General features: G+C 60.4%; 17 protein-coding genes. 7 read left to right on the top strand and 10 right to left on the bottom strand.

What is annotated here, in order from left to right; all coding sequences use genetic code 11:
- Positions 1–65 precede the first annotated feature (65 nt).
- Positions 66–857 carry a crotonase/enoyl-CoA hydratase family protein gene (locus tag HU739_RS20590; protein ID WP_186547101.1) on the bottom strand — a complete coding sequence of 264 codons (792 nt, stop codon included), beginning with the start codon at positions 855–857 and terminating at the stop codon, positions 66–68.
- A gap of 420 nt (positions 858–1,277) precedes the next feature.
- Between HU739_RS20590 and HU739_RS20585 the strand changes: the two genes are divergently transcribed.
- A complete protein-coding gene (locus tag HU739_RS20585; protein WP_186547102.1) occupies positions 1,278–2,951 on the top strand; it encodes a DEAD/DEAH box helicase in 1,674 nt (557 codons plus the stop codon).
- Between the two features lie 105 nt (positions 2,952–3,056).
- Here HU739_RS20585 and HU739_RS20580 read toward each other — a convergent pair whose 3' ends face one another.
- Positions 3,057–3,824 carry a DODA-type extradiol aromatic ring-opening family dioxygenase gene (locus tag HU739_RS20580; RefSeq protein ID WP_186547103.1) on the bottom strand — a complete coding sequence of 256 codons (768 nt, stop codon included), beginning with the start codon at positions 3,822–3,824 and terminating at the stop codon, positions 3,057–3,059.
- Between the two features lie 103 nt (positions 3,825–3,927).
- Between HU739_RS20580 and HU739_RS20575 the strand changes: the two genes are divergently transcribed.
- On the top strand, positions 3,928–4,584 hold the full coding sequence (locus tag HU739_RS20575; protein WP_186547104.1) for a thiopurine S-methyltransferase: 657 nt from the start codon (positions 3,928–3,930) through the stop codon (positions 4,582–4,584).
- Between the two features lie 200 nt (positions 4,585–4,784).
- On the opposite strand, the gene htpX is transcribed toward HU739_RS20575, so the two are convergent.
- Together htpX and HU739_RS20565 are read right to left on the bottom strand one after the other, a co-directional pair.
- Entirely contained in the window at positions 4,785–5,672 is an 888-nt protein-coding gene (gene htpX / locus HU739_RS20570; RefSeq protein WP_186547105.1) for a protease HtpX, read from the bottom strand.
- A 303-nt stretch (positions 5,673–5,975) separates the two neighbouring features.
- Entirely contained in the window at positions 5,976–7,187 is a 1,212-nt protein-coding gene (locus HU739_RS20565) for a pyridoxal phosphate-dependent aminotransferase (protein WP_016770856.1), read from the bottom strand.
- A 224-nt stretch (positions 7,188–7,411) separates the two neighbouring features.
- Between HU739_RS20565 and msrB the strand changes: the two genes are divergently transcribed.
- The 3 genes from msrB (at position 7,412) to HU739_RS20550 (ending at position 8,842) form a co-directional block, all read left to right on the top strand.
- Complete coding sequence (msrB, locus tag HU739_RS20560) at positions 7,412–7,807, top strand: peptide-methionine (R)-S-oxide reductase MsrB (protein WP_186547106.1); 396 nt, start codon at positions 7,412–7,414, stop codon at positions 7,805–7,807.
- 100 nt (positions 7,808–7,907) lie between these two features.
- Positions 7,908–8,393: a glutathione peroxidase gene (locus HU739_RS20555; protein WP_186547107.1), complete on the top strand. Its 486-nt coding sequence runs from the start codon at positions 7,908–7,910 to the stop codon at positions 8,391–8,393.
- Positions 8,390–8,842, top strand: a complete 453-nt coding sequence (locus HU739_RS20550; RefSeq protein ID WP_186547108.1) for a MarR family winged helix-turn-helix transcriptional regulator — start codon at positions 8,390–8,392, stop codon at positions 8,840–8,842. The genes HU739_RS20555 and HU739_RS20550 overlap by 4 nt, the downstream gene beginning before the upstream one ends.
- On the opposite strand, the gene HU739_RS20545 is transcribed toward HU739_RS20550, so the two are convergent.
- A complete protein-coding gene (locus HU739_RS20545; protein WP_186547109.1) occupies positions 8,826–11,147 on the bottom strand; it encodes a hybrid sensor histidine kinase/response regulator in 2,322 nt (773 codons plus the stop codon). The genes HU739_RS20550 and HU739_RS20545 overlap by 17 nt on opposite strands.
- 166 nt (positions 11,148–11,313) lie before the next feature.
- Between HU739_RS20545 and HU739_RS20540 the strand changes: the two genes are divergently transcribed.
- Both HU739_RS20540 and HU739_RS20535 read left to right on the top strand, forming a co-directional pair.
- Complete coding sequence (locus tag HU739_RS20540) at positions 11,314–12,204, top strand: ATP-binding protein (protein WP_186547110.1); 891 nt, start codon at positions 11,314–11,316, stop codon at positions 12,202–12,204.
- A complete protein-coding gene (locus HU739_RS20535; RefSeq protein WP_186547111.1) occupies positions 12,201–12,683 on the top strand; it encodes a GAF domain-containing protein in 483 nt (160 codons plus the stop codon). Before HU739_RS20540 ends, HU739_RS20535 begins: the two co-directional genes overlap by 4 nt.
- On the opposite strand, the gene HU739_RS20530 is transcribed toward HU739_RS20535, so the two are convergent.
- The 5 genes from HU739_RS20530 to HU739_RS20510 form a co-directional block, all read right to left on the bottom strand.
- Complete coding sequence (locus HU739_RS20530) at positions 12,684–15,629, bottom strand: HD domain-containing phosphohydrolase (protein WP_186547112.1); 2,946 nt, start codon at positions 15,627–15,629, stop codon at positions 12,684–12,686.
- 48 nt (positions 15,630–15,677) lie between these two features.
- On the bottom strand, positions 15,678–19,322 hold the full coding sequence (locus tag HU739_RS20525; protein WP_186547113.1) for a transporter substrate-binding domain-containing protein: 3,645 nt from the start codon (positions 19,320–19,322) through the stop codon (positions 15,678–15,680).
- Positions 19,323–19,330: 8 nt separating this feature from the next.
- The gene (locus HU739_RS20520; protein WP_186547177.1) at positions 19,331–19,957 is read right to left on the bottom strand and encodes a response regulator transcription factor; all 627 of its coding nucleotides are present in this window, start codon (positions 19,955–19,957) and stop codon (positions 19,331–19,333) included.
- Between the two features lie 385 nt (positions 19,958–20,342).
- On the bottom strand, positions 20,343–21,671 hold the full coding sequence (locus HU739_RS20515; protein ID WP_186547114.1) for a deoxyguanosinetriphosphate triphosphohydrolase: 1,329 nt from the start codon (positions 21,669–21,671) through the stop codon (positions 20,343–20,345).
- A gap of 68 nt (positions 21,672–21,739) precedes the next feature.
- Positions 21,740–22,903 (bottom strand): EAL domain-containing protein, encoded by a 1,164-nt coding sequence (locus tag HU739_RS20510; protein WP_186547115.1) that lies wholly within the window; start codon positions 22,901–22,903, stop codon positions 21,740–21,742.
- Between the last annotated feature and the right edge of the window lie 88 nt (positions 22,904–22,991).

The raw sequence follows: 22,991 nt of genomic DNA, 5'->3' as shown, positions 1-22,991 counted from the left end.
GGGATTGCATTTCAAATGTAGGAGTGAGCCTGCTCGCGATGGCGCCTCGATAGGCGCCAGACTTCTCAAACTCCTTTGAAGATGCCAGGCCGCCGCTCCACCAACGACCGCACCCCCTCCCGGGCATCTTCAGTCGCCAACAACTTCTTCACCAGCACCGGCAATCCCTGCGCTGCCGCCGTCTCACCCTCATACCGCGCCTGCCGTGCCGACAGCAACGTCGCCTGCACCCCCAGCGGCGCCTGTCGGGCGATCCTTTCAGCCAGTTCAATGGCCCGCGGCATCAGGTCTTCACTGGCCATCACTTCCTGCACCAGGCCCAGGTGCAACGCGTCATGCGCATCAAACTCATCCCCGGTGAGCAGCCAGCGCATCGCATTGCCCCAGCCGGCGATCTGTTGAAAACGCAAAGTCGCGCCACCAAACGGAAAGATCCCACGTTGCACTTCCATCTGCGCGAAGCGGGTATTGCTCGCACACAGGTTGATATCAGCGGCGAGCATCAACTCGATGCCGATGGTCAGGCAATAGCCCTGCGCGGCGACGATCACCGGTTTGCTTACCCGTGGCCCGACGAAAACGCCCCACGGATCGCAACCGCCGGTCGGAACCTGCCAGCCTTCGGCCAGAGCGGCACTGGCGTTGACCAGATCGAGCCCGGCGGTAAAGTGCTCGCCGTGGCCAAACACCACGGCGACCCGCGCTTCGCGGTCGGCTTCGAACTCGCCGTAAGCCAGGCTCAGGTCATTGAGCAGATCAAGGTCGAAGGCGTTGCGCTTGGCCGCCCGATCAAGGCCGATCAGGTGCACGTGACCACGACGTTCTCGGCTGACGCGGCCGGCGCAGGGCTGATTCATGGCGAAATCCTCGAACGCGAAGGGCGGGTGCGCGGCGCTTTGCCGCAGGTCGATGAACCGTTTAAGCGTGATCGCCCGCAGGGACGGGCCTTTGCAAAATAGACCGTTGCGCGATTATCCGCAAAACCCCGTTACACAGCGGTGACACACGGATTGCGGCGATAAAAAAAGCTCCCTTTTTGGGCGAAATCCGGTATAGTGCGCGCCGGCCTTTAACCGGGCCGCGTTTAGGTAGCGCAATTTCCCGAAGTCAGCTTCGGCTGCACGTCCGCATTGCGGGCTCTTCCTTGACGATCCATCTTCATTCATTCGTTTTCGCAAATCCCCGCCGACAAAGCTGCCAGGGCGACTCTTGAGTCTCAACACGGCATGCGCAGCTTTGGAGCATGGGTCTTTGCGGATGCACTTAGAGGCAGACCCATGACCCAGGAAACCGGCGGATTCGCCGCTTTTAATCTTAATCCGAATATTCTTGCAGCCGTCGCAGCGACCGGCTACGAAGAGCCTTCGGCGATTCAGCAGCAATCGATCCCGATCATCATGGCCGGCCAGGACATGATTGGCCAGGCGCAAACCGGTACCGGTAAAACCGCCGCGTTCGCACTGCCTATTCTGCACTGCATCGATCCTGCCAAGCGCGAACCGCAAGCCCTGATCCTGGCGCCAACCCGAGAGTTGGCGCTGCAAGTAGCAACCGCTTTTGAAACCTACGCCAAGCAAATGCCAGGCGTTACTGTCGTGGCCGTTTACGGCGGCGCGCCGATGGGCCCGCAACTCAAGGCAATCCGTAATGGCGCACAGATCGTTGTCGCCACCCCGGGTCGTCTGTGTGACCACCTGCGTCGCGACGAGAAAGTCCTGTCGACCGTGAACCACCTGGTTCTCGACGAAGCTGACGAAATGTTGAAGCTGGGCTTCATGGATGACCTGGAAGTCATCTTCAAGGCTCTGCCAGCGACCCGTCAGACCGTTTTGTTCTCGGCGACCCTGCCGCAGTCGATCCGCGCCATTGCCGAACGCCACCTGCGCGATCCGCAACACGTCAAGATCCAGACCAAGACCCAGACCGTTACCGCGATCGAACAGGCTCACCTGTTGGTTCACGCTGACCAGAAAACCTCGGCCGTGCTCAGCCTGCTGGAAGTCGAAGACTTCGATGCACTGATCATGTTCGTGCGCACCAAGCAAGCGACCCTTGATTTGGCCAGCGCCCTCGACGCCAAAGGCTACAAAGCCGCCGCGTTGAACGGTGACATCGCCCAGAACCAGCGTGAGCGCGTTATCGATTCGCTGAAAGATGGCCGTCTGGACATCGTTGTGGCGACCGACGTTGCTGCTCGTGGTCTGGACGTTCCGCGCATCACTCACGTGTTCAACGTTGACATGCCGTACGATCCGGAATCCTACGTGCACCGTATCGGCCGTACCGGCCGTGCCGGTCGCGAAGGTCGTGCACTGTTGCTGGTCACGCCACGTGAGCGCCGCATGCTGCAAGTGATCGAGCGTGTGACCGGTCAGAAGGTTGCCGAAGTGCGTCTGCCGGATGCTCAGGCAGTGCTTGATGCGCGCATCAAGAAACTGACCAACAGCCTGTCGCCGCTGGTTGCCGATGCCGAATCGACCCACGGTGATCTGCTAGATCGCCTGACCGCCGACATCGGTTGCACCCCGCGTGCACTGGCCGCAGCGCTGCTGCGCAAAGCCACCAATGGTCAAGCGCTGACCTTGGCAGCGATCGAGAAGGAACGTCCATTGGTGCCGAACAACGCACCGCGTGGCGACCGTCCCGAGCGTTCCGGCGATCGTCCGGACCGTGGTGATCGCGAGCGTCGCGCGCCAATGCCGCTGGGCGAAGGCCGTGCTCGTTGCCGTACCGCGCTGGGCGCGCGTGACGGTATCGCTGCGAAAAACCTGCTGGGCGCCATCCTCAACGAAGGTGGCCTGGCCCGTGAAGCGATCGGTCGCATCCAGGTGCGTGACAGCTTCAGCCTCGTCGAGCTGCCGGAAGAAGGTCTGGAGAAACTCCTGACCAAGCTGAAGGACACTCGCGTGGCCGGTAAGCAGCTCAAGCTGCGTCGCTACCGCGAAGATTGATCCGCCCTCGGGCTGATTGATCGCACATAAAAAATCCCCGACTGGTTCGGGGATTTTTTTTGGCTTTTTTTGGCTTCTGTGGGAGCGAGCCTGCTCGCGAATGCTTCAACCGAAGCGATAAATATCCATACCCAACGCACCCATCGTAAAGCCCTGATGCGCCACGCTGAATATCCCACCGGCACCGCGCGCAAAGTACAACGGCAACAAATGCTCATCACTCGGGTGACTGCGCAGCGCATTCGGCGCCTGCTGGCGATAGCCATGCAGCGCCGCTTCATCGTCGGCCGTAAGCTTGTCTATCATCCAGTCACGGAAATCCCGCGCCCACGGCTCGATGCTTTCCGGGCCGGCATGCCAGTCCAGTTCTCGCAGGTTGTGGGTAATGCTGCCGGAGCCGATGATCAGGATGCCCTGTTCACGCAGGCTCGCCAGCGCACGGCCAACCCGCGTCTGCAATGCCGCTCCGCCGCGACTCGGCAGCGAGACTTGCACCACCGGAACATCCGCCTGCGGGTACATCAGCGACAGGGGCACCCACACGCCATGGTCGAACGGACGTTGCGGATCGAGGCGCGCTGGCAGGTCGTTGGCTGTCAGCAAGTCGGCCACCTCGGCCGCCAACTGCGGATTGCCCGGCGCCGGATACTGCACTTCAAACAACGCGCGGGGAAAACCGCCGAAGTCATGCCAGGTTTCCGGTTGCGGGTGGCTGGCAACCAGCAGTTCCTGGCTTTCCCAGTGTGCCGAGACGATGACGATGGCGTTGGGGCGCGGCAGTTCGGCGGCCAGTCGCGTCAATGCCGGGCCACTGGCGCCGGGTTCCAGCGCCAGCATCGGTGAACCATGGGAGATAAACAGGCTGGGAAGCATGCGAGGATTCCTGCGCGTTAAGATGCTTCATCTTCGGTCAGATCGTTCATCTGAATCTAATATAAGTTTTAACGCCTTATCATCGGTTTTTCGGGAGGGATACATGCAAGCTGACTTTTGGCACGAGAAATGGGCTTCAAACCAGATCGGCTTTCACCAACCTGAAGCGAATCCGTACTTACAGCGCTATTGGCCGCAGCTGGCGCTGACGCCATCGGCGCGTGTGCTGGTGCCGCTGTGCGGGAAAAGCCTGGACCTGCTGTGGCTGGCGGGTCAGGGCCATCAGGTGCTGGGCGTGGAGCTGTCGGATAGGGCCGTTGAGGGCTTTTTCGACGAGCATCGTATCGTGCCGCAGATCAGCGAAGAGGGCGATTTCAAGGTTTACCGCAGTGATGCCATCGAACTGTGGTGTGGGGATTTCTTCGCGCTGACGGCTCAGGAGGCTGCAGGCTGCACGGCGTTGTACGACCGCGCCGCGTTGATCGCCTTGCCGGCGCCGATGCGTGAACGTTATGCGGCGCATCTCCAGCAAATCCTCGCGCCCGGCGTGCAGGGGTTGTTGATCACCCTCGATTACCCTCAGGCGCAAATGCCCGGGCCACCGTTTGCGGTGGATGATCAAGAGGTGCAGCGGTTGTTCAGTAAGGGCTGGCAGGTGAAGAGCCTGGAAGAGCAGGATGTGTTGGCCGAGAGCCCGAGATTTTCCGATGCGGGGGTGACGTCGTTGGTGGAGCGGGTTTACCGGCTTTCCAGCCGTTAGTTCTGTGCAGGCAGTTCTGGCCTCATCGCGAGCAGGCTCACTCCTACATTGATTTCTGGTGGATCAAGGATTACGTGAATACCACAAATCCTGTAGGAGTGAGCCTGCTCGCGATGAGGCCATATCAGGCGCCGAAAACCATCCAGGAAAACGCAAAAAGGCCCGCATCACTGCAGGCCTTCGTTTTTACACCGATGCAGTCAACCGCGACGACGCAACGCGTCGATACGCTCTTCCAGTGGCGGGTGGCTCATGAACATGCGGGCGAAGCCCTGCTTGATGCCGCCGTTGATGCCAAAGGCGTTCAGGGTGTCCGGCATGTGCACCGGCATGCCCTGTTCGGCGCGCAGACGTTGCAGGGCGCCGATCATCGCGCTGGTCCCGGCCAGGCGTGCGCCGGCTTCGTCGGCACGGAATTCGCGTTTGCGCGAGAACCACATGACGATGGCGCTGGCGAGGATGCCCAGTACCAGTTCGGCGAAGATGGTTGCCACGTAGTAGGCGATGCCCTGGCCTTCTTCGTTCTTGAAGATCACCTTGTCGACGAAGTTGCCGATGATCCGTGCGAAGAACATCACGAAGGTGTTCACCACGCCCTGAATCAGCGCCAGCGTGACCATGTCACCGTTGGCGACGTGGCCGATCTCGTGGGCCAGAACAGCTTTCACTTCATCAGGCGAAAAGCGCTCCAGCAGGCCCTGGCTGACGGCAACGAGTGCATCGTTCTTGTTCCAGCCGGTGGCGAAGGCATTCGCCTCGTAGGCCGGGAAAATACCGACTTCGGGCATCTTGATCCCGGCTTCGCGGGACAATTGCTCGACGGTTTGCAGCAGCCATTGCTCATGCCGAGTGCGTGGCTGGCTGATGATCTGGGTACCGGTGCTCATCTTCGCCATCCACTTTGAGATGAACAGCGAGAACAGGGAACCGGCAAAACCAAAGACCGCACAGAATACCAGCAGCTGACTGAGGTCGAGGTCGACCCCGTTGGCCGCCATGAACCCGTTGAAGCCGAACAGGCTCAGGGTGATGCTGGCTATCAGCACGACCGCCAGGTTAGTGGCCAAAAACAGCAGGATGCGCATCATGGTTGTAGAAATCTCCTCAAGCTAAAGATGTAGCGTACTGCGGGGTATATAAGGTGCTGCCACGGGCTATTCAACTGAGTGACTATTTCAAACTGTGTCCTACAGCTGATTCTTCGGTGTACAGCACAGCTCCCACGGCAGATTAAGGCATGAACCGCAGCCAGTTGCGCCCCGTCGCCATTGTGTTGTGTGCGCTAAACGGGGCTGAACCGCAAGTGTAGAAGGCATGCACAAGTGCGGAATGTAGAAGTGTTGCTGAATCAGACAGTGCGCAACGTTCTGCCGTTGCGCACTGATTGCGAGCTACTGGCGGTAGGATTTGAGGAAATTGCCGATACGGCCGATGGCCATTTCCAGGTCGTCGACGCGGGGCAGGGTGACCACGCGGAAGTGGTCCGGCCATGGCCAGTTGAACGCCGTGCCTTGCACCACCAGCAGCTTCTCGGAAAGCAGCAGATCCAGGACGAATTTCTCGTCATTGTGGATCGGGCAGACTTTCGGGTCGATTTTCGGGAAGGCATACAGCGCGCCCATCGGCTTGACGCAGCTTACCCCCGGAATATCGTTGAGCAGCTCCCAGGTGCGGTTGCGCTGTTCCAGCAGACGGCCCTGTGGCAGCACCAGATCGTTGATGCTCTGGTAACCGCCCAGCGCGGTCTGGATGGCGTGCTGGCTCGGCACGTTGGCGCACAGGCGCATGTTGGCCAGCATGTCGATGCCTTCGATGTAGCTCTGGGCATTGTGTTTCGGCCCCGAGATAGCGATCCAGCCGGAGCGGAAGCCGGCCACGCGGTAGGATTTGGACAGGCCGTTGAAGGTCAGGCACAGCAGGTCCGGCGCCAGGGACGCGGTGCAGATGTGCACGGCATCGTCGTAGAGGATCTTGTCGTAGATCTCGTCGGAGAACACCACCAGGTTATGCGCACGGGCGATCTCCAGCATGCCCAGCAGCACTTCCTTCGAATACACCGCACCCGTCGGGTTGTTCGGGTTGATGATCACCATTGCTTTGGTGTTCGGGGTGATCTTGGCCTTGATGTCGGCCAGGTCCGGGAACCAGTCGGCGCCTTCGTCGCACAGGTAATGCACGGCGTTGCCGCCGGCCAGGCTGACGGCCGCCGTCCACAGCGGATAGTCAGGCGCCGGCACCAGCACTTCGTCGCCGTTGTTGAGCAGCGCCTGCAACGACATCACGATCAGCTCGGACACGCCGTTGCCCAGGTAGATGTCTTCGATGCCGACACCTTCGACCTGCTTCTGCTGGTAGTACTGCATCACCGCCTTGCGCGCGCTGAACAGGCCTTTGGAATCGCTGTAGCCTTGTGCGGTCGGCAGGTTGCGGATCACATCCTGAAGGATTTCATCAGGCGCTTCGAAACCGAACGGTGCCGGGTTGCCGATGTTCAGCTTGAGGATGCGCTGGCCTTCCTCTTCCAGTCGTTTGGCGTGCTTGAGCACCGGACCGCGAATGTCGTAGCAGACGTTGGCGAGCTTGTTCGATTTGCTGAACTGCATGGCGATGTGATCCCGAAAATGAACGATCCAGACGGCGAATGGACAACCGTGCTGGGATTCCTGCGTTTTCACACAGGCGGACGTCTTGAGCCGTGGCTCCCATAATCCGTTTGAATGCGCCCGGTCTGACTGCCAGACTGGTGCGTGACGAGGCGCAATCATACGTGCCGCCCGATCCGTGGAAAAGGTACAGATCGGGCTTTTTCAGCCGCTGAGGTGTGATGATGGAAAAGTTGCAAAAAACCCTGGAAGAATGGAAAGCCATGCTCGACCCCGAGCAGTACAACGTCTGCCGTCTGAGCGCGACCGAGCGACCGTTCTCGGGCAAATACAACGACACCAAAACCGACGGTGTCTACCACTGCGTCTGCTGCAATGAGCCGCTGTTCGACTCCACGACCAAGTTCGATTCCGGCTGCGGCTGGCCGAGTTTCTATCGGCCGATCGGCGAAAGCGCGATGACTGAAATCCGCGATACCAGCCACGGCATGATCCGCACTGAAGTGAAATGCGCGCGCTGCGATGCGCATCTGGGTCATGTGTTCCCGGACGGGCCGCCGCCAACCGGCCTGCGTTATTGCATCAACTCGGTGTGCCTGAATCTCGAGCCGCGCGAGTAAGGGACAAGGCGACAGGGTGTCGCCTTTCGGATAATTAAATTGCACACAATTTAATTGCTCGCTATGTTTGGTCTTTCCCATTTCTTGCGGAGCCCGCCCCATGAGCGACAACTTGCTGAATATTCCCTGCACCACGATCCAGGGTGAGCAAAAGACCTTGGCCGATTTCGCCGGCAAAGCGGTGCTGGTGGTCAACACCGCGAGCAAGTGCGGTTTCACCCCACAGTACAAAGGCCTCGAAGCCCTGTGGCAAACCTACAAGGATCAGGGGCTGGTGGTTTTGGGCTTTCCCTGCAACCAGTTCGGCAAACAGGAACCGGGTAACGAGGGCGCGATCAGCGAATTCTGCGAGCTGAATTTCGGCGTCAGTTTCCCCCTGTTCAAAAAGGTCGAGGTCAACGGTGCCGGTGCTCATCCGTTGTTCGTGCAGTTGAAGAAGCGCGCCCCGGGCGTACTTGGTTCCCAGGGCATCAAGTGGAACTTCACCAAGTTCCTGATCGGCAAGGACGGCCAGGTGGTCAAGCGTTTCGCCCCGGCGACCAAGCCGCAGGACCTGAGCCGCGAGATCGAAGCCCTGCTCAAATGAGCGTCGATTCGCTGAAGCTCGACAGCCAGCTGTGCTTCAAGCTGTACGCCGCGTCCCGCGCGGTGATTCGTGCCTACAAGCCGATGCTTGATCAGCTTGGCCTGACGTACCCGCAGTATCTGGCGATGCTGGTGTTGTGGGAGTGGCAGGAGACCGCCCCGGAGCAACCGACCGTCAAGGCCCTGGGCGAGCGTCTGGCGCTGGACTCCGGCACGCTGACGCCCTTGCTCAAGCGTCTGGAGCAGTTGCACCTGGTGCAGCGCCAGCGCTCGGCCCGCGATGAACGCGAAGTGCATTTGAGCCTGACCGCTGCCGGACAGGCGTTGCGTGCGCAGGTCGGACCGTTGAAGGCCCGGCTGCTGTGTGACAGCGGTGTCGATCTGGACCGCCTCAATGATTTGCGCGACGGCCTCGATCACTTGTTGGGACAGATCAAGGCGCTGGCGTAGCCGCAATCCACTGATCGAGCAGCGCTGCCAGTTCTTCGCGGCGAAACGGTTTCGCCAGATAGTCGCTCATGCCCGCGGCCCGGCAGCGCTCGCGCTCCTCGGACATGGCGTTGGCGGTCAGGGCGACAATCGGCAGGTTCGGCCAGCGCCCGCTTTGACGAATCTGCCGACTGGCTTCGTAGCCATCCATCACCGGCATGTTGCAGTCCATCAACACCAGATCGAATGCCTGGACTTCCAGTTGATCCAGCGCCTCGACACCATGGGCGGCCACCACCACCTCGCAGCCGAGCTTGCCCAGCATGCCCTTGGCCACCAATTGATTGACCGGGTTGTCTTCGACCAGCAAGACCCGTGCGCGGCGCGCGCTGGGTGCCGCCTCGAGGCGCGCATCGCCGGTCGTGGCGGTGTCTGGCTGCAGGGTCCGGCGCAAATTCTGATAAAGCGCATTGCGCGCCAGCGGTCGCGCCTGTTGCTGCAACGGGGCGAGGGCGGCCGCCTCTTCGCTGGGCAGGAAACTGCCGTAGGCGGTCACCAGGAGAATCGGTGCGACGATGGTCGGTCGCAGCCCGAACAGGCACTCCGGGCAATCAGTGATCAGCACGTCAGGCTTGAGGCCCAGCAACGAGTCATCGATGGTGCGTTGTTCATATTCGAGGCCCCACACCGGCAGCAAACTCTTCAACAACTCGGCCAGGCCGCTGCTGGCCGCGGTGATCGCCAGGACTTTTCCCTGCAGCGGGGCAGGCGCCAGCGCCCGGGTGTGGCAGGGCAGCGGCAGTTCGGCGCAGAACTGACTGCCGAAACCGGTCTCGGAACTGATGGTCAGGCGCCCCTGCATGGCTTCGCAGAGGTTGTAGGTCAACGCCAGGCCCAGTCCGGTGCCGCCGTACTGGCGAGTGATCCCGGCTCCGGCCTGGGTGAAGGGCTGGAAAATTTTCACCTGGGCTTCCTGGGCGATGCCGATGCCGGTGTCGCAGACTTCGATGCGCACGCCCTCCTGGTAAGTGCTCAGGCGCACGTCCACCCGGCCGAAACGGGTGAATTTCAGCGCGTTGGACAACAGATTGCTGACGATCTGGCGAACCCGGGTCGGATCGCCCAGCACCAGCGCCGGAAAGTGCGGATCGATCAGACAGCTCAATTCGACACTGGGGGCGGCATTCTGCGACAACAGGTTGGCGGTGTCTTCGATCAAGGCGCCGAGGTCGAACGGAATATGTTCAAGCTCCAGTTGCCCGGCGTCGAACTTCGACAGGTCGAGAATATCGTTGAGCAGTTCTACCAGCACCTTGCCGGAGTCGTGCGCGATCGACAGCTGTTGCTGCTGTTCGGCGTTCAGCGGGCCGTCGAGCGACAGTGCAATCATGCCCAGCAGGCCATTGAGTGGTGTGCGGATCTCGTGGCTCATGTTGGCGAGGAATGCCGAGCGCGCTTCGGCCATTTCCAGCGCGGTGCCGCGGGCGATTTCCAGTTCCTCGTTGGATTGACTGAGCCGGGCGTTGATCGCCTTGAGTTCGGCGGTGCGCGCCGAGACGATGTTTTCCAGTTGACCGAGGTAGTCGGTCAAGCGGTTTTCGGCATTGCGCCGTTGCTGGATCTCGGTCGCGATATTCTCGAACTGCTGGTTGGCGACTTTGACCAGGACACCGATTTCATCATTGCTGTGCCCTGCCGGGCATTCCAGAACGGTCGGCACCGCGGCGCGCGGATCGCGGCCGCTGAGTTCCCGAATCACCCGTACCAGCGGTTTGGTCAGCATCACATAAAACAGCGCCAGCAGAATCCCGGTCAGGAGCAGGCTGCGGGCGAAACCGTTGAGCAAAGTGACTTCGGCCCGCCGCAGGAAGCGGCTGCCGAAGGCATAGGTGTCAACTTCCAGGCTCAAGACACCGAGGGACTCGTTGGGCAAGTGGTCGAGGTACAAGCGGTCTTCGAACTGGCGTTTGGCGCCGAACAGAAAGTCGCTGATCATCCGGTAACCGCTCTGCAGCTCCGGTCGTTTGACGTTGGCCAGTACCGTGCCGTTGTTGTCGGTCAGCTGTGCAGAAATGATCGCGGGCGAGCGCAGCAGGCCCAGGGTGAGTTCCTGGGCGAGTTCGGCGTCAATGTTATAGGCAATGCGTGACGCCGGATTGTGGCTGATTTCCAGCAACGAGAGGATTTCCCGGTTGATGGACGCGTCTTCGCTGGCATAATCGATACCGATTTGCAGCAGGCTGAGCAGCGTGCCCAGAATGAACCCGACCAGCACGGTAAGCCTGGCTTGCTTGTACGACAGCCGGTGGGTGAATTTGATATCCATGGGGTGTTGAACCACTTCCGTTTCCCTTCGCTGCTCAAGCATAGTCGATCATGTATGGATACCGAGGTTCCCGAATCGCCTTGTAACAAGGCTCGAGGCGGGGATTGGGGTCTGTGTGTCGGCGCTGGATCGTCATCATCACTGTGAACCTGCCCGAGGAAAAGACGTGGATTCCCGATTGAATGCTTTTCTTGAACGCGCCGAGTCGGTTCTGGCGCGAATCGAACCCCTGTTGCCGGCCCCGCGTCCCGTCATTGACTGGCACACGTGCCTGGCGGCGCGCTGGCAGCGTGACGGGCGCAGCGGTTACTTGCTGCCGCTTGAAGTCAGCCTCGACATGCGCCTGTCGGACCTGATTGGCGTCGATCGTCAACTGGAGCAATTGGGCCGCAATACTCAACAGTTCCTTGACGGCATGCCGGCCAATCACGCCTTGCTGTGGGGCTCGCGCGGCACCGGCAAGTCTTCGCTGGTGCGCGCGTTGCTCGCTGAACACGCCGGGGCCGGCCTGCGCCTGATCGAGATCGAGCGCGATCATCTCGCCGATTTGCCGCGCGTGGTCGAGCAGATCGCCAAGCTGCCGCAGCGTTTCGTGCTGTTTTGCGATGACCTGTCGTTCGAGTCCGGCGAAGGCGACTACCGCGTCCTCAAAAGCGTGCTCGACGGCTCGCTGGAGCAGGCGCCGGACAACGTCTTGCTGTACGCGACGTCCAACCGCCGGCACCTGGTGCCAGAGAAAGAAAGCGATAACGAAAACTGGAAACGCGTCGACGGTGAACTGCACCCCAGCGAAGCGGTGGAAGACAAGATCGCGCTGTCGGACCGCTTCGGCCTGTGGCTGTCGTTTTACCCGTTTACCCAAGAGCATTTTCTCAACGTCGTCGAACACTGGATCGGCCAGTTGGCCGCCAGGGCCGGCTTGAGCTGGCAGCGCGACGAAGCGCTGGACATCCTTGCGGTGCGCTGGGCCACCGGCCGCGGTAATCGTAACGGACGTTGCGCGTACCAATTCGCCCGATACTGGGTGGGACTGAAATTGTTGGAGCACAAGGCATGATTGATTTGCAACAGAGCGGCCAGGGCCTCGAAGGCTACGGCATGTTGGCCGCACAACTGGAATCGCTGCTGGCGGACGAGCGCGATTTTATCGCCAATGCCGCGCAGTTTTCGGCGTTCCTGTTCAACCAGCTCGACGATCTGAACTGGGCCGGTTTTTATCTCAATCGCGATGACGAGCTGGTGCTCGGTCCGTTCCAGGGTCAGATTGCCTGTGTACGGATTCCGTTCGGCCGTGGTGTGTGCGGCGCGGCAGCGGCCAGTCGACAGACCCAACGCGTTGAGGACGTGCATGCCTTCCCCGGTCATATTGCCTGCGACAGTGCCTCGAACAGCGAACTGGTGGTGCCGTTGGTCAAGGACGGCCGCCTGATCGGCGTTCTCGATCTGGACAGCCCGAAGCTCGCCCGTTTTGGTGTCGACGACCAGGCCGGTATCGAACATTTGGCAGCGATCTTCCTGCGTCTGACCGATTGCTGATCACGCCGTGAGGCCAGCCTTGTGCAACAGGCTGGCCGGATCCACGGCATCGATTTGTTGCGGATCGAGAAAACGCGTGGCGTAGGCCATGTACACCCCCTCGTTGATGAACAGGCCAAACAAGTCGGCGTCGATATGGGCCTCGCGGCACATGGTGGCCATGATGCCCAGGGCCTCGCTCAAAGACTTGGCTTTCTTGTAGGGCCGATCGGCGGCCGTCAGCGCCTCGAAAATGTCGGCAATCGCCATCATCCGGGCCGGCAGGCTCATGTCTTCGCGCTTCAAGCGTTTGGGGTAACCGGTGCCGTCCATTTTTTCGTGATGGCCGCCGGCGATCTCGGCAATGCTGTCCAGATGCCCGGGGAAGGGCAAGTGGCTGAGCATCATGATGGTCTGCACCATGTGATGATTGATGATGTAGCGCTCCTCGCGGGTCAGCGTGCCGCGGGCGATGCTCAGGTTGTACAGTTCGCCACGATTGTATTTGTAGCGGGGCACGTCGAGCTTGAAACCCCAGGGATTGTCTTCGGGGATCAGCTCACTTGGGTCGCGCTCGACCAGGTGCTCGGGTTTGTCCGCCAACAGCTTTTCCGTGACCGGAAGCACCGGCGCAGACGTACGCGCCTGACGCCGGTTTTCTTCCCATGACACACCGAGGCGGTCGTCCAGGGTGCGCGTCCAGGTACGCTGGGCCAGTTCGTCAAGGCGCTGCAAATCCGCTTCGGCCATGGCCTCGCTGCCCAGGTTACAGCGCGCGACAAAAGTAAAGTCGTCGTCCAGCGCCATCAGCGAGGCATCGCGCAGGCGTGCCAGTGTTGCCTCGTCACCGCCCGTCGCCAGCGCTTGCCAATAGCTGATCCAGGCATCGCGCTTGAGCACTTCGAAACGCGTGCGGATCTCGTGGATGCGGTCGTTGATGGTCTCCAGTTTGGTGGCCTTGTCGACCACATATTCCGGGGTCGTGACCTTGCCGCAATCGTGCAGCCAGGCGGCGATGTGCAAGGCTTCCCATTCATCCTCGCTCGGCCGGTACGCGCTGAAGGCGGGGTCGCGGCTGGCGGCGGCCGCCTGGGCAAGCATCAGGGTCAGCTCCGGCACGCGCTGACAGTGGCCGCCGGTGTAGGGGCTTTTTGCGTCGATGGCCCCGGCGAGCAATTGGATAAACGCGTCGAGCAATTGCTTCTGTCTGGCTTGCAGGCGTTGGCTTTCAATGCTCACGGCGGCAGCGCCGGAAACCGCCTGGAGGAAGGCGATGCGATCAGGCCGCAGCTTTTCCAGATCGGCCGCGCTGCCACTGTCTTCCACCAGCAACACCAGCAGGCCAATGGTTTCGTTGTGGCGGTTGTGCAGACGGATGCCGATCAGATGGACTCTCGGGGTTGCCATGGCCAGCAGGATTTTCTGCAGATCACCGGCCTGATCGAAACCCAGGTGGCTGACGACGTTGTTGGCGCTGACCAACTGTTCGAACCATGCCGGGCCGTTGTTCTTGTGCAAGTCGTGACCCTCGACTTCGAACGCCTCCAGCGCTTGCGGCGTCCCCTCGATCACCAGCCCGTAAGGCTCCATGCGATTGCCATCATTTTCGCGCAGGTAGATCAGGCCTGCCTGCGCCTGAGCGATCTGCACGGTTTCGAAGAGGACCCGTTGCAGCAAAGGGGCGAACCGGGTCTCGGCGCACAAGCTGTCGGTGATGCGAAAGAAACTTCCCAGGGTGTCTTTCATCCGCGCCATCGACAGGCTCAACTGGTCGACTTCGAGCACTGGCGAACGCCGGGCCAGCGGGAAGTTGAAGTCGAAACTGCGGATGGCGTCGGCTTCCTTGACCAGGGCGTGCAACGGCTTGACCAGAATCCGCGAAATCACCCAACCCAGGGGCAGGCATAACAGCAAGGTGGCGAGGGTGATCAGCGCGCCCTGCCAGCGCATCCGATAAGCATCGATCAGCAACTCGTCTTCCGGCACCAGCAACGCCAACTGCAGGCCTTTCGGTCCGCCCTCCTGAATATGGCTGCGGGCGACGATCCATTGCCGGCCATCGGCATGCAGGCGCATGCCTTGGGGATTTCCGGTCAGCAATGCGTGCAGCGCCGGGCTCAGGTCGGTCACCCGGGCCAGCCGTGCGGTGCGGTCGTCAACGATCAAGCGGCTGCTGTCGGGGTAGGCCACGGCATTGCCGTCGGCATCGAACAAGGCGACTTCGGTCGATGGGGTGACGCGATGTTTATCCAGCGTTGCCGACAGCGCGGCCAGTGTCAGGTCGGCGCCGATGACGGCGTTTTCGCCGCTGCGCCGGCCCAGGGTGGTCCCCACCGTATGGGTGGAGAAAAACACATAGGGCTCGGTGGTGATCTGCCCGGTCTGCTGACGGGCGTCGGTGAACCAGGCTCGCTCGCGCGGGTCGTAGCGGTCTTGCGGATTGTCCCGGCGACTGATCGGCGCCAGCGCCTGATCGAAGAACAACGATTGCGAATGCACTTCGCCCTGCGGGCCATGCTCGATGCTCCAGACCTGGTAAGTCGCCGCTTCCGGGGCCTTGAGCAAGGATTTCAGGGCGGCGCTGCGCAGCGGGCGGACCATGAAAAAGTCGCCGTTGGCATAACCCAGATACAAAGAGGCCAGATCCGGATTGTCGGTGAGTGATTGGCTGAACGGCCTGAGCAGTGGCAGGCGTTGGTCGAGGCGCTCGGCCTGAGTCGCCGGGTTCTCGGCGAGCAGGCTCAACAGGTGGCGTATCGGTTGATACGTTGCCTGTAGATCGAGGCGTACATCCTGCTCGATACGGGTGAACAGTTTTTCGCTGCTCGACAGGATGATCTTCGTGGTCTGGTGGTAATTGAACAGCCCCAGCACCACGCCCGTCAGCAACAGCAAAAACGTGAACATGACGCTGATGTGCACGTGCAGCGGTAACCGGCGTTGCTCCGGGCGCAGTGGGCTGGGCATTTCAGACACTCCATGACGTTTAACTCACTGCTCAGCGTTCAAGCATAGTTAAGGCCGGCACATTGTGCTTTGGTCAAACAACGCCAATTGCGCCTGCAGCGCCTGCTCCAGTTGCAGCATCGCCTGATTGCTTGCCTCGCATCGACGGGCGACCTCGTCAGTCGCCACCCCTTGCATGCAGGCGTGTTCAAGCGCATCGCAACATTCGATCAGGCGTGTGGCCTGGGCAATGCGCGCCGCCCCCTTGATCTTGTGGGCGACCACGGCAAGCGCGTCGCGATCATGCTGCGGTGACAGTGCGAGCAGCTCTTCGCGGTCGAGACGACTGCTTTTGAGCAACTCCACCAGCATTCGTCGCGTCTGCGCAGGATTGCCGCCGGTGAGCATGCGCAGATTCTCCAGGCTGAATACCGGCGCCGTTGCGGTTGGCGTGATGCCGTCGACCCACTGGCTGAGCAGGCTCAGGCTCAGTGGTTTGAACAGGCAGTCGTTCATGCCGGCCTGCTTGCAGCGTTGTATTTCCTCGGGTTGGGCGTTCGCGGTGAAACCCAGCACGGTGCAGGGTGGGCTGCGTGTCTGCAGCTCTTGTTGACGAATTGCGCGGGTCAGCTCGTAGCCGTTCATCAAGGGCATGTTGCAGTCGACAATCACCAGATCGAACTGGCCGTTTTTCCACAATTCGAGGCCGCTGCAGCCGTCTTCGGCAATGCTGAAACGATGGCCGAGGAATTCCAGCTGCTGGCACATCAACAAGCGGTTTGCCGGATGGTCGTCCACCACCAGTACGCTCAGGGGCGTCGTCGCGGGCGTGATCGCCGACTCGGTTCGGGGTGCAATGATCTGCGCCGGCGCGGTGTTCAGTGGCAGGGACACGCAGACTTGCGTACCGATGCCGGGCTGGCTGCTCAGTTGCAACTGTCCGCCCATCATTTCGCAGAGGTTGCGACTGATGACCAGCCCCAGCCCGGCACCGCTCTTCGCCTGACGATTGCCGTTTTCTGCCTGGGCGAAAGGCTCGAACAAACGTTGCTGGTCTTCGGCACTGATGCCGATGCCACTGTCCTGGACGCTAAGTTGCATCAGGGCGCGGCCGGGGGTGTTCGAACTCATCAGGTCCAGGGTGATCCTGATGTGTCCGTGATCGGTAAATTTGATGGCATTGCTGACCAGATTGGACAGCACTTGCTTGAAGCGCAGTGGGTCAATCTGCACATCCACGGCAACGTCCGGCGGGTTGAAGACGACTTGCAAGGCAAGATTTTTCTGGCGGGCGAGCCCGTCGAAGATTCTTGCAACGGATTTCACCGTATCGCCCAGATTCACCCATTCAGGGCAAAGGCTCAGGCGACCGGACTCGATGCGAGCAATGTCGAGAATGTCGCCGATCAAGCCCAGCAGATCCTTGGCCGACTGATAGGCCGTGTCGATCGAGGCACGATCCGGATAGTGTGGGTCCATGCGCCGCAGCGTCAGTTCGAGCATGCCGATCACTGCATTCATCGGTGTGCGGATTTCATGGCTCATGGTTGCCAGGAATGTGCTTTTCGCCCGATTGGCCTCATCGGCCTGCTCCTTGGCTGCGCGCAAGTCCTCGCACAACTGGCGGCGTTCGCTGATGTCGATCCAGCCACCGATAATGCCTTTGACCTCGCCGCTGGAGTCGCGGTAGGGCAGTATCCAGTGATAGATCGTCAGCCGCCGGTTGCCGATATGCAGCGGGCGGTCGAGCAGCAGCGGGGTGCCCTCGGTGACGACTCGTTGATAATCGGCATGGAAGGCCTGGGCTTCGAACGCGTTGCTCAGACTGCCCTGAACGACGGTTTTGCCGATGACGTCTTCGCGTCTGGCGTTGAATGCTTCGAGGTAGCTGTCGTTACAGCTCTGTAATAGTCCTTCGCGATCACGTACGTAGATCGGATGCGGCGTACCGTTGAGCAGAGAACGCATGAATTCCAGTTGGTCGTTGAGGGCGCGCTCGGCCGCCTGGCGCTGTTTGATCTGATGTCGCATATAAGCGTTCCACACCAGTAACAGCAGCAATATCAGGCACGCCGCGGCGATGACTTGGTAAAAGAGGCGTTGGTAGTTTTGCCAGATATTCTGCGAGGCAGTGGAATAGCCGCGCCAGCGCCCGTTGATCACCCCCAGCTCTTCCGGGGCAATGCTCAGCAGCGCCTTGTTGATGATCGACGCCAGCTCCGTGCTGTCCCGTGCCGTCACCAGCGAAAACGCTGCCTGTCCGGTGCCGATGGTGGTGGTGATCTGCAACGCCCGGTCGAAGATCCGTGAAGAAATGAAGTAGTTGGCAATCACCAGTGAACTCACGGCGCCGTCGACATGATTTTCCGCCAGTAACGAGACCGCGCTGAACGTATCGGGTGTCTCGATCAGGCGAATGCCGGGGTACTCGCTGCGCAGGTATTGGACCATCGGATTGCCCTGGGCGATTGCCACCTGTCTGCCTTTGAGCTGATTCAGATTGCTCGGTCCGTCGGCGCTTTTGCGGGTCAACAGAACATAGGAGTTTTCCAGGTACGGGCGGCTGAAGTTGAGGGTCTTCTCGCGCTCGGGGGTGGGCAGCAGCGCCGCAATCAGGTCGACTTGGTGGTTATCGATCTGTTTGATCATTTCGGCGTCGTTACGGCTGCGGCGGATGTCGAAGCGCAGGCCGGTGCGCAGCCGGATCAGTTCGAGCAGGTCGGCGCTGATGCCGCGAAAATTGCCATCGCTGTCGAAGAACGTCAGCGGCGCGAATGCCTCGTTCACCACCACACTGACCACCGGATGCTGCTTGAGCCAGTGTTCTTCGCGTTGGGTCAGTTGCAGTTTCTTGTCGGTAAGCAGCAGGTCGCTGCCGGCGTTCCAGCGTTTGGCAATGTTGTCGCGTTCGGCGCTCGGCACGGCGTTGAGTACGGTATCGATAATGCTCAACAGTTGCGGGTTGTCGCGCCGCACGGCGAAACTGAAGCCCTGCGCCTCCTGCTTGCCGAAGTTGGCCATGCGAACGTTGTTGAGGTAGCCCTTGTTGATCATGTAATGGGTGGACAGGGTGTCGCCGAGAAAGACATCGGCCTGGTCGAATGCCACGGCATTAAGGGCATTCTGATAAGAGGGGTAGCAGGTAATCAGCGCTTTAGGGTACAGCGCCTTGACTTCAGGCAGCGGCAGATAGTGATAGACCATGCTCAGGCGCAACCCCGCCAGGCCTTCGCTGAGCGGGCGGGTTTCGTCTTCGCGCGTCACGAGGACGGGTTGGTCAATGGCATAGGGGACCGAGAGCGCAAGATTGGCATTACCCGCTTCGTAGCCGTTCGCGGTGCCCAGCAGATCAACCTGACCATCGAGCAGCGCGCGAATCGCGGCCTCGCGGGAAGGGAAGCGTTTGACCCGCACCGGCAGTCCGGTGGCCTGACTGACAAGCCCTGCGTAGTCGGCCGTCAAACCCTCGTAATCCTTGCCGCTGGCGGTCATGTCAAAGGGTGGGTAATCCGGCGCGGAGGTGCCCAGTATCAGTTCGCCGCGCGCTTGCAGCCAGTGCCGCTGGGACTGTTCGAACGTGACGGGCAACGTCTCGACTACCGATCGGCTGAGCAACGCGTAGTCCGGCGAAGCGGCGGGCATGGCGGACACGCCGGCATTCAGGCACAGACCTGTACACAACGCGATAAGGAAGTCCTTCAAACGGCTGAACATGCGGGATCTCACACGAGTGCGTTTCGTTTGGCCATCTCGATAAGTTCTACCAGGGATTTGGCTTTGAGTTTTTGCATCAGGCGTTTTTTATAGGTGCTGACGGTTTTATTACTGAGAAACATGCCTTTGGCTATTTCCTTGTTGGTTCGGCCCTGGGCAAATAGTTGCAATACCATCAGTTCGCGGTCATTTACCGACTTGAAAAGTTCCAGTTCGGCATAACGAGTGTCATCACTGCGTACCGGATTCAATGCCTGGCTGGGAAAATAGTTATAACCGGAAAGTACCGCCTTAATAGCACTGACCAATTCACTCAAGTCTTCCTGTTTACAGACATAACCCGACGCCCCGGACTGCATGCAGCGGATGCCGAACAGTGTCGGACATTGTGCCGTCAGAATCAGGATCTTCAGCGCAGAGCCCATGGCGTTGAAGCGGGCCAGTACTTCCAGGCCGTCCAGCTTGGGGATGCTGACATCGAGAATGACCAGATCAGGCATGCATTCGCGGACCATTTGCATGGCATCGACACCGTTGTCGGTTTCGCCAACGACCTTATAACCTTCATGCTCCAGCAACATTCGAACGGCGAGACGGATGACCGGATGATCGTCGACGATAAAAACGGAGTTCATAATCAAATCCCATGCAAGCACGAATAAAGCGCGCACCTTAGCTCAGTTGAATGAGCGCTCGCATGGACTCACAGTGTCTCGGGTGCGTTATCGGATAAATCCTACATTCAATAAGGAAAGGGACTACATGTAAATTAGGATTGGCGTAAGGAAGTGCGGGCTTGGCAAGGGCTTATAGTTGGCCTTTTTAATTTTGCAAGTGTTGATTGTCAGTGGCTTTACACAGCTGTTTAAAAGTTATCACCCCAATAGCGAGTTCCGGTTCTATTCAGTGACCTCTTAGCGTGAACTGCACTGGCAGTCACTGAGGTCTGAAAAGCGGTTATGTCTCGTGCAGACGTGCGCCTTCAACCGGCCAACGGATCGGCCGGCTGAAGGCGCGGTTTCAATGACTGGAGCGCCCGGTCATTTCCAGCGCCATATCGCTGGCGTAGCTGTCGGTCATGCCGGCGATAAAGTCGATCATGCGCAGAAACGAAGTGTGTAACGAACCCTGTGGATGCGGGGCGTTGTTGCCCAGCAGATCGAGGATGCGTCGGCTTTTGAACGACGGCGTGCGCCCGTTGTGTTGCTCCAGCGCAGCGCCGCAGAACGAGTTGAGCAGGATTTCCAGTGTCGTGTAGGCACCGATTTCATGCAGTGTCTTGCGTTTGTCCTGGAAGATTTTCTTGCGGGCGATGTCCTTGGCATTCAGCACGCAGCGTTTCGCCGGACCGTGCATGTGCTCCACCAGATCGCCGTGCAGGGTGCCGGCAAGCAGCGCCTCTTGCTGTTCGACAAACGCCCGTGCCGCCGCGTTGGTCAAGTGTTCGATGGCCTTGCCGCGCAGGATCGCCAGTTTGCGCCGCCGCGAATCCTGCGGACCGAGCTGACGGTAAGTCTCCGGCAGATCGTCGCCGACCAGACCGAGCAACAGCGACTCGACTTCGGCGTACTCCAGCAAGTCCATTTCCAGGCCGTCCTCGAGGTCGATCAGCGCATAACAGATATCGTCGGCGGCCTCCATCAGGTACACCAGCGGATGCCGCGCCCAGCGCTGTTCCTCCAGTTGCGGCAGGCCAAGTTTGCTGGCGATCTGTTCGAGCAAGGGCAGTTCGCTCTGGTAGCAGCCGAACTTGTGTTTTTTATAACCCAGAGAGTCAGCGTGACGTGCCGTCCACGGGTATTTCAGATAAGTCCCCAGAGTGGCGTAGGTCAGGCGGGTGCCGCCGTCGAACTGGTGATACTCCAGTTGCGTCAGGACACGGAAACCCTGGGCATTGCCTTCGAAATTAAGGAAATCGCCGCGTTCGGCTTCGCTCATGTCGTCGAGCCAGCCGCGTCCCGCTGCCTGCTGGAACCAATGGCGAATCGCGTCTTCCCCGGAATGGCCGAACGGCGGGTTGCCGATGTCATGGGCCAGGCAGGCGGACTGCACCACCATGCCCAGATCGGCCGGGTCGCACCATGGCGGCAGGGCGCTGCGCAAGGTTTCGCCGACGCGCATGCCCAGCGAGCGGCCTACGCAGCTGACTTCCAGCGAGTGGGTCAAGCGCGTGTGAATGTGATCGTTGCTCGTCACCGGGTGCACTTGGGTCTTGCGGCCCAGGCGACGGAAGGCACCGGAAAAGATGATGCGGTCATGGTCTTTGTGAAAAGGGCTGCGGCCGAGTTCTTGCGGGCTGTGCAGCGGCTTGCCGAGGCGTTCGCGGTTGAGCAGGGTTGGCCAATCCAAGGCTGATTCTCTCCGTCTGGTGACTGATCCCCTAGCTTCCCGGTTCACGCTGGCGCCTGCAAGCGCAACTACAGTCCGGCGGCATCAATGTCGATCAACAGCAACCGTTCGCCGTTATCGAAAAACTGCCCGGCTGTCAGGCAATACTGATTGCTGGTGGCGTCGCGGTACGTCGTCGACAGGGTCAGGCGGCGCTCTTCCCAGCCTTCGGCGAGCAATTGATAAAAGTACGGGCGCCACGACCAGTTGTGCCCCAGGTAACGGTTGTCGGCGACCCAGCCGTTGTGGCGCCATTCGAGGTTGGGCGTCAGTTGGGTGCCGTGACGGTCGCATTGATAAAAACGCAGCAGCCAGGGAAAAGCTTCCAGTTGCGGTAACGCACTGAGTGATGCGTGCGCGCCGGCCCAGGCTTGCAAAATGTTCATGAGTTGGCCGAGTTGCTGGCGCATTTGCATCAGGCGCCCGCGCTCGGCCAGCTTTTGTTGCACGTAGCGTTGTCGCAGTCTGGCGAAGTGTTGCACGAAGGCATCGGTTGCGAAGAACGCTTGCTGCGCGCGGGCGAACAGAAAACCCTGCACGTAACGTGAGCCGCACTCAAGGGCGAAATTCAGTTGGGCTTCGGTCTCGACGCCTTCGGCGATGATCCAGCAGCCGGTTTTCTCGGCCATTTGCGCCAGGGCCTTGACCACGTCACTGCTGGGCCCGCCGAGTGCCGCGGCCTGGAACAGGCGCATGTCGAGTTTGAGGATGTCCGGTTGCAGTGCCAGGACACGGTCGAGCTGCGAATAGCCGGCGCCAAAATCGTCAATGGCGATGCGCGCGCCAGCCTCTCGATAACGTCCCACGACGTCGGCCAGGCGTTGGCTGTTGCCGCCCAGTTCGGTGATTTCGAAGACGATGCGTTGCGGGTCGACACCGTGTTGCGCCAATTGCTTTAGGCTGGGCAGCGCCTGATCCGGGCGCAGGCGACTGATCCAGCGCGGTGACATGTTCAGGCTGAGGAACCAGTCGGCGGGGGCCTCATGCAGGCGGCTCAAGGCGTTGTCGCGGATCTGTCGGTCGAGCCGGCGCAGAGCCACGGCCGGCGCGCGTGGGTCGGCGAACAGCGGACCGACCGAATGCAGTTGCCCGTCGGCCTGGCGCAGGCGACCCAATGCCTCGACGCCTGCGATGCGTCCGGTGGCGGTATCAATGAAAGGCTGAAAGCAGGCGAGCGGTTGCCCGTCGATCACGGGGCCTCCTTAGTCGTTGTTGTTCTGATTGAACCCGCCGACCGGATAGGCGCACGGGATTGAACCTCCCGCTAAAGAGGTTCATCCC

Origin of the sequence: Pseudomonas hamedanensis (assembly GCF_014268595.2) — a bacterium.
GTDB classification, from domain to species: Bacteria; Pseudomonadota; Gammaproteobacteria; order Pseudomonadales; family Pseudomonadaceae; genus Aquipseudomonas; species Aquipseudomonas hamedanensis.
Note: the sequence above shows the minus strand (reverse complement) of the source record. Positions and strands in the feature narration are given on the sequence as shown.

Excerpts from the sequence above, each read along its gene's own strand:
- HU739_RS20535 (WP_186547111.1), top strand. The coding sequence starts at position 12,201 with ATGATTGATTTGCAACAGAGCGGCCAGGGCCTCGAAGGCTACGGCATG.
- HU739_RS20545 (WP_186547109.1), bottom strand. The coding sequence starts at position 11,147 with ATGGATATCAAATTCACCCACCGGCTGTCGTACAAGCAAGCCAGGCTT.
- HU739_RS20580 (WP_186547103.1), bottom strand. The coding sequence starts at position 3,824 with ATGCTTCCCAGCCTGTTTATCTCCCATGGTTCACCGATGCTGGCGCTG.
- HU739_RS20555 (WP_186547107.1), top strand. The coding sequence starts at position 7,908 with ATGAGCGACAACTTGCTGAATATTCCCTGCACCACGATCCAGGGTGAG.
- HU739_RS20525 (WP_186547113.1), bottom strand. The coding sequence starts at position 19,322 with ATGTTCAGCCGTTTGAAGGACTTCCTTATCGCGTTGTGTACAGGTCTG.
- HU739_RS20590 (WP_186547101.1), bottom strand. The coding sequence starts at position 857 with ATGAATCAGCCCTGCGCCGGCCGCGTCAGCCGAGAACGTCGTGGTCAC.
- HU739_RS20575 (WP_186547104.1), top strand. The coding sequence starts at position 3,928 with ATGCAAGCTGACTTTTGGCACGAGAAATGGGCTTCAAACCAGATCGGC.
- HU739_RS20585 (WP_186547102.1), top strand. The coding sequence starts at position 1,278 with ATGACCCAGGAAACCGGCGGATTCGCCGCTTTTAATCTTAATCCGAAT.
- msrB (WP_186547106.1), top strand. The coding sequence starts at position 7,412 with ATGGAAAAGTTGCAAAAAACCCTGGAAGAATGGAAAGCCATGCTCGAC.
- HU739_RS20550 (WP_186547108.1), top strand. The coding sequence starts at position 8,390 with ATGAGCGTCGATTCGCTGAAGCTCGACAGCCAGCTGTGCTTCAAGCTG.
- HU739_RS20530 (WP_186547112.1), bottom strand. The coding sequence starts at position 15,629 with ATGCCCAGCCCACTGCGCCCGGAGCAACGCCGGTTACCGCTGCACGTG.
- HU739_RS20565 (WP_016770856.1), bottom strand. The coding sequence starts at position 7,187 with ATGCAGTTCAGCAAATCGAACAAGCTCGCCAACGTCTGCTACGACATT.
- HU739_RS20520 (WP_186547177.1), bottom strand. The coding sequence starts at position 19,957 with ATGAACTCCGTTTTTATCGTCGACGATCATCCGGTCATCCGTCTCGCC.
- htpX (WP_186547105.1), bottom strand. The coding sequence starts at position 5,672 with ATGATGCGCATCCTGCTGTTTTTGGCCACTAACCTGGCGGTCGTGCTG.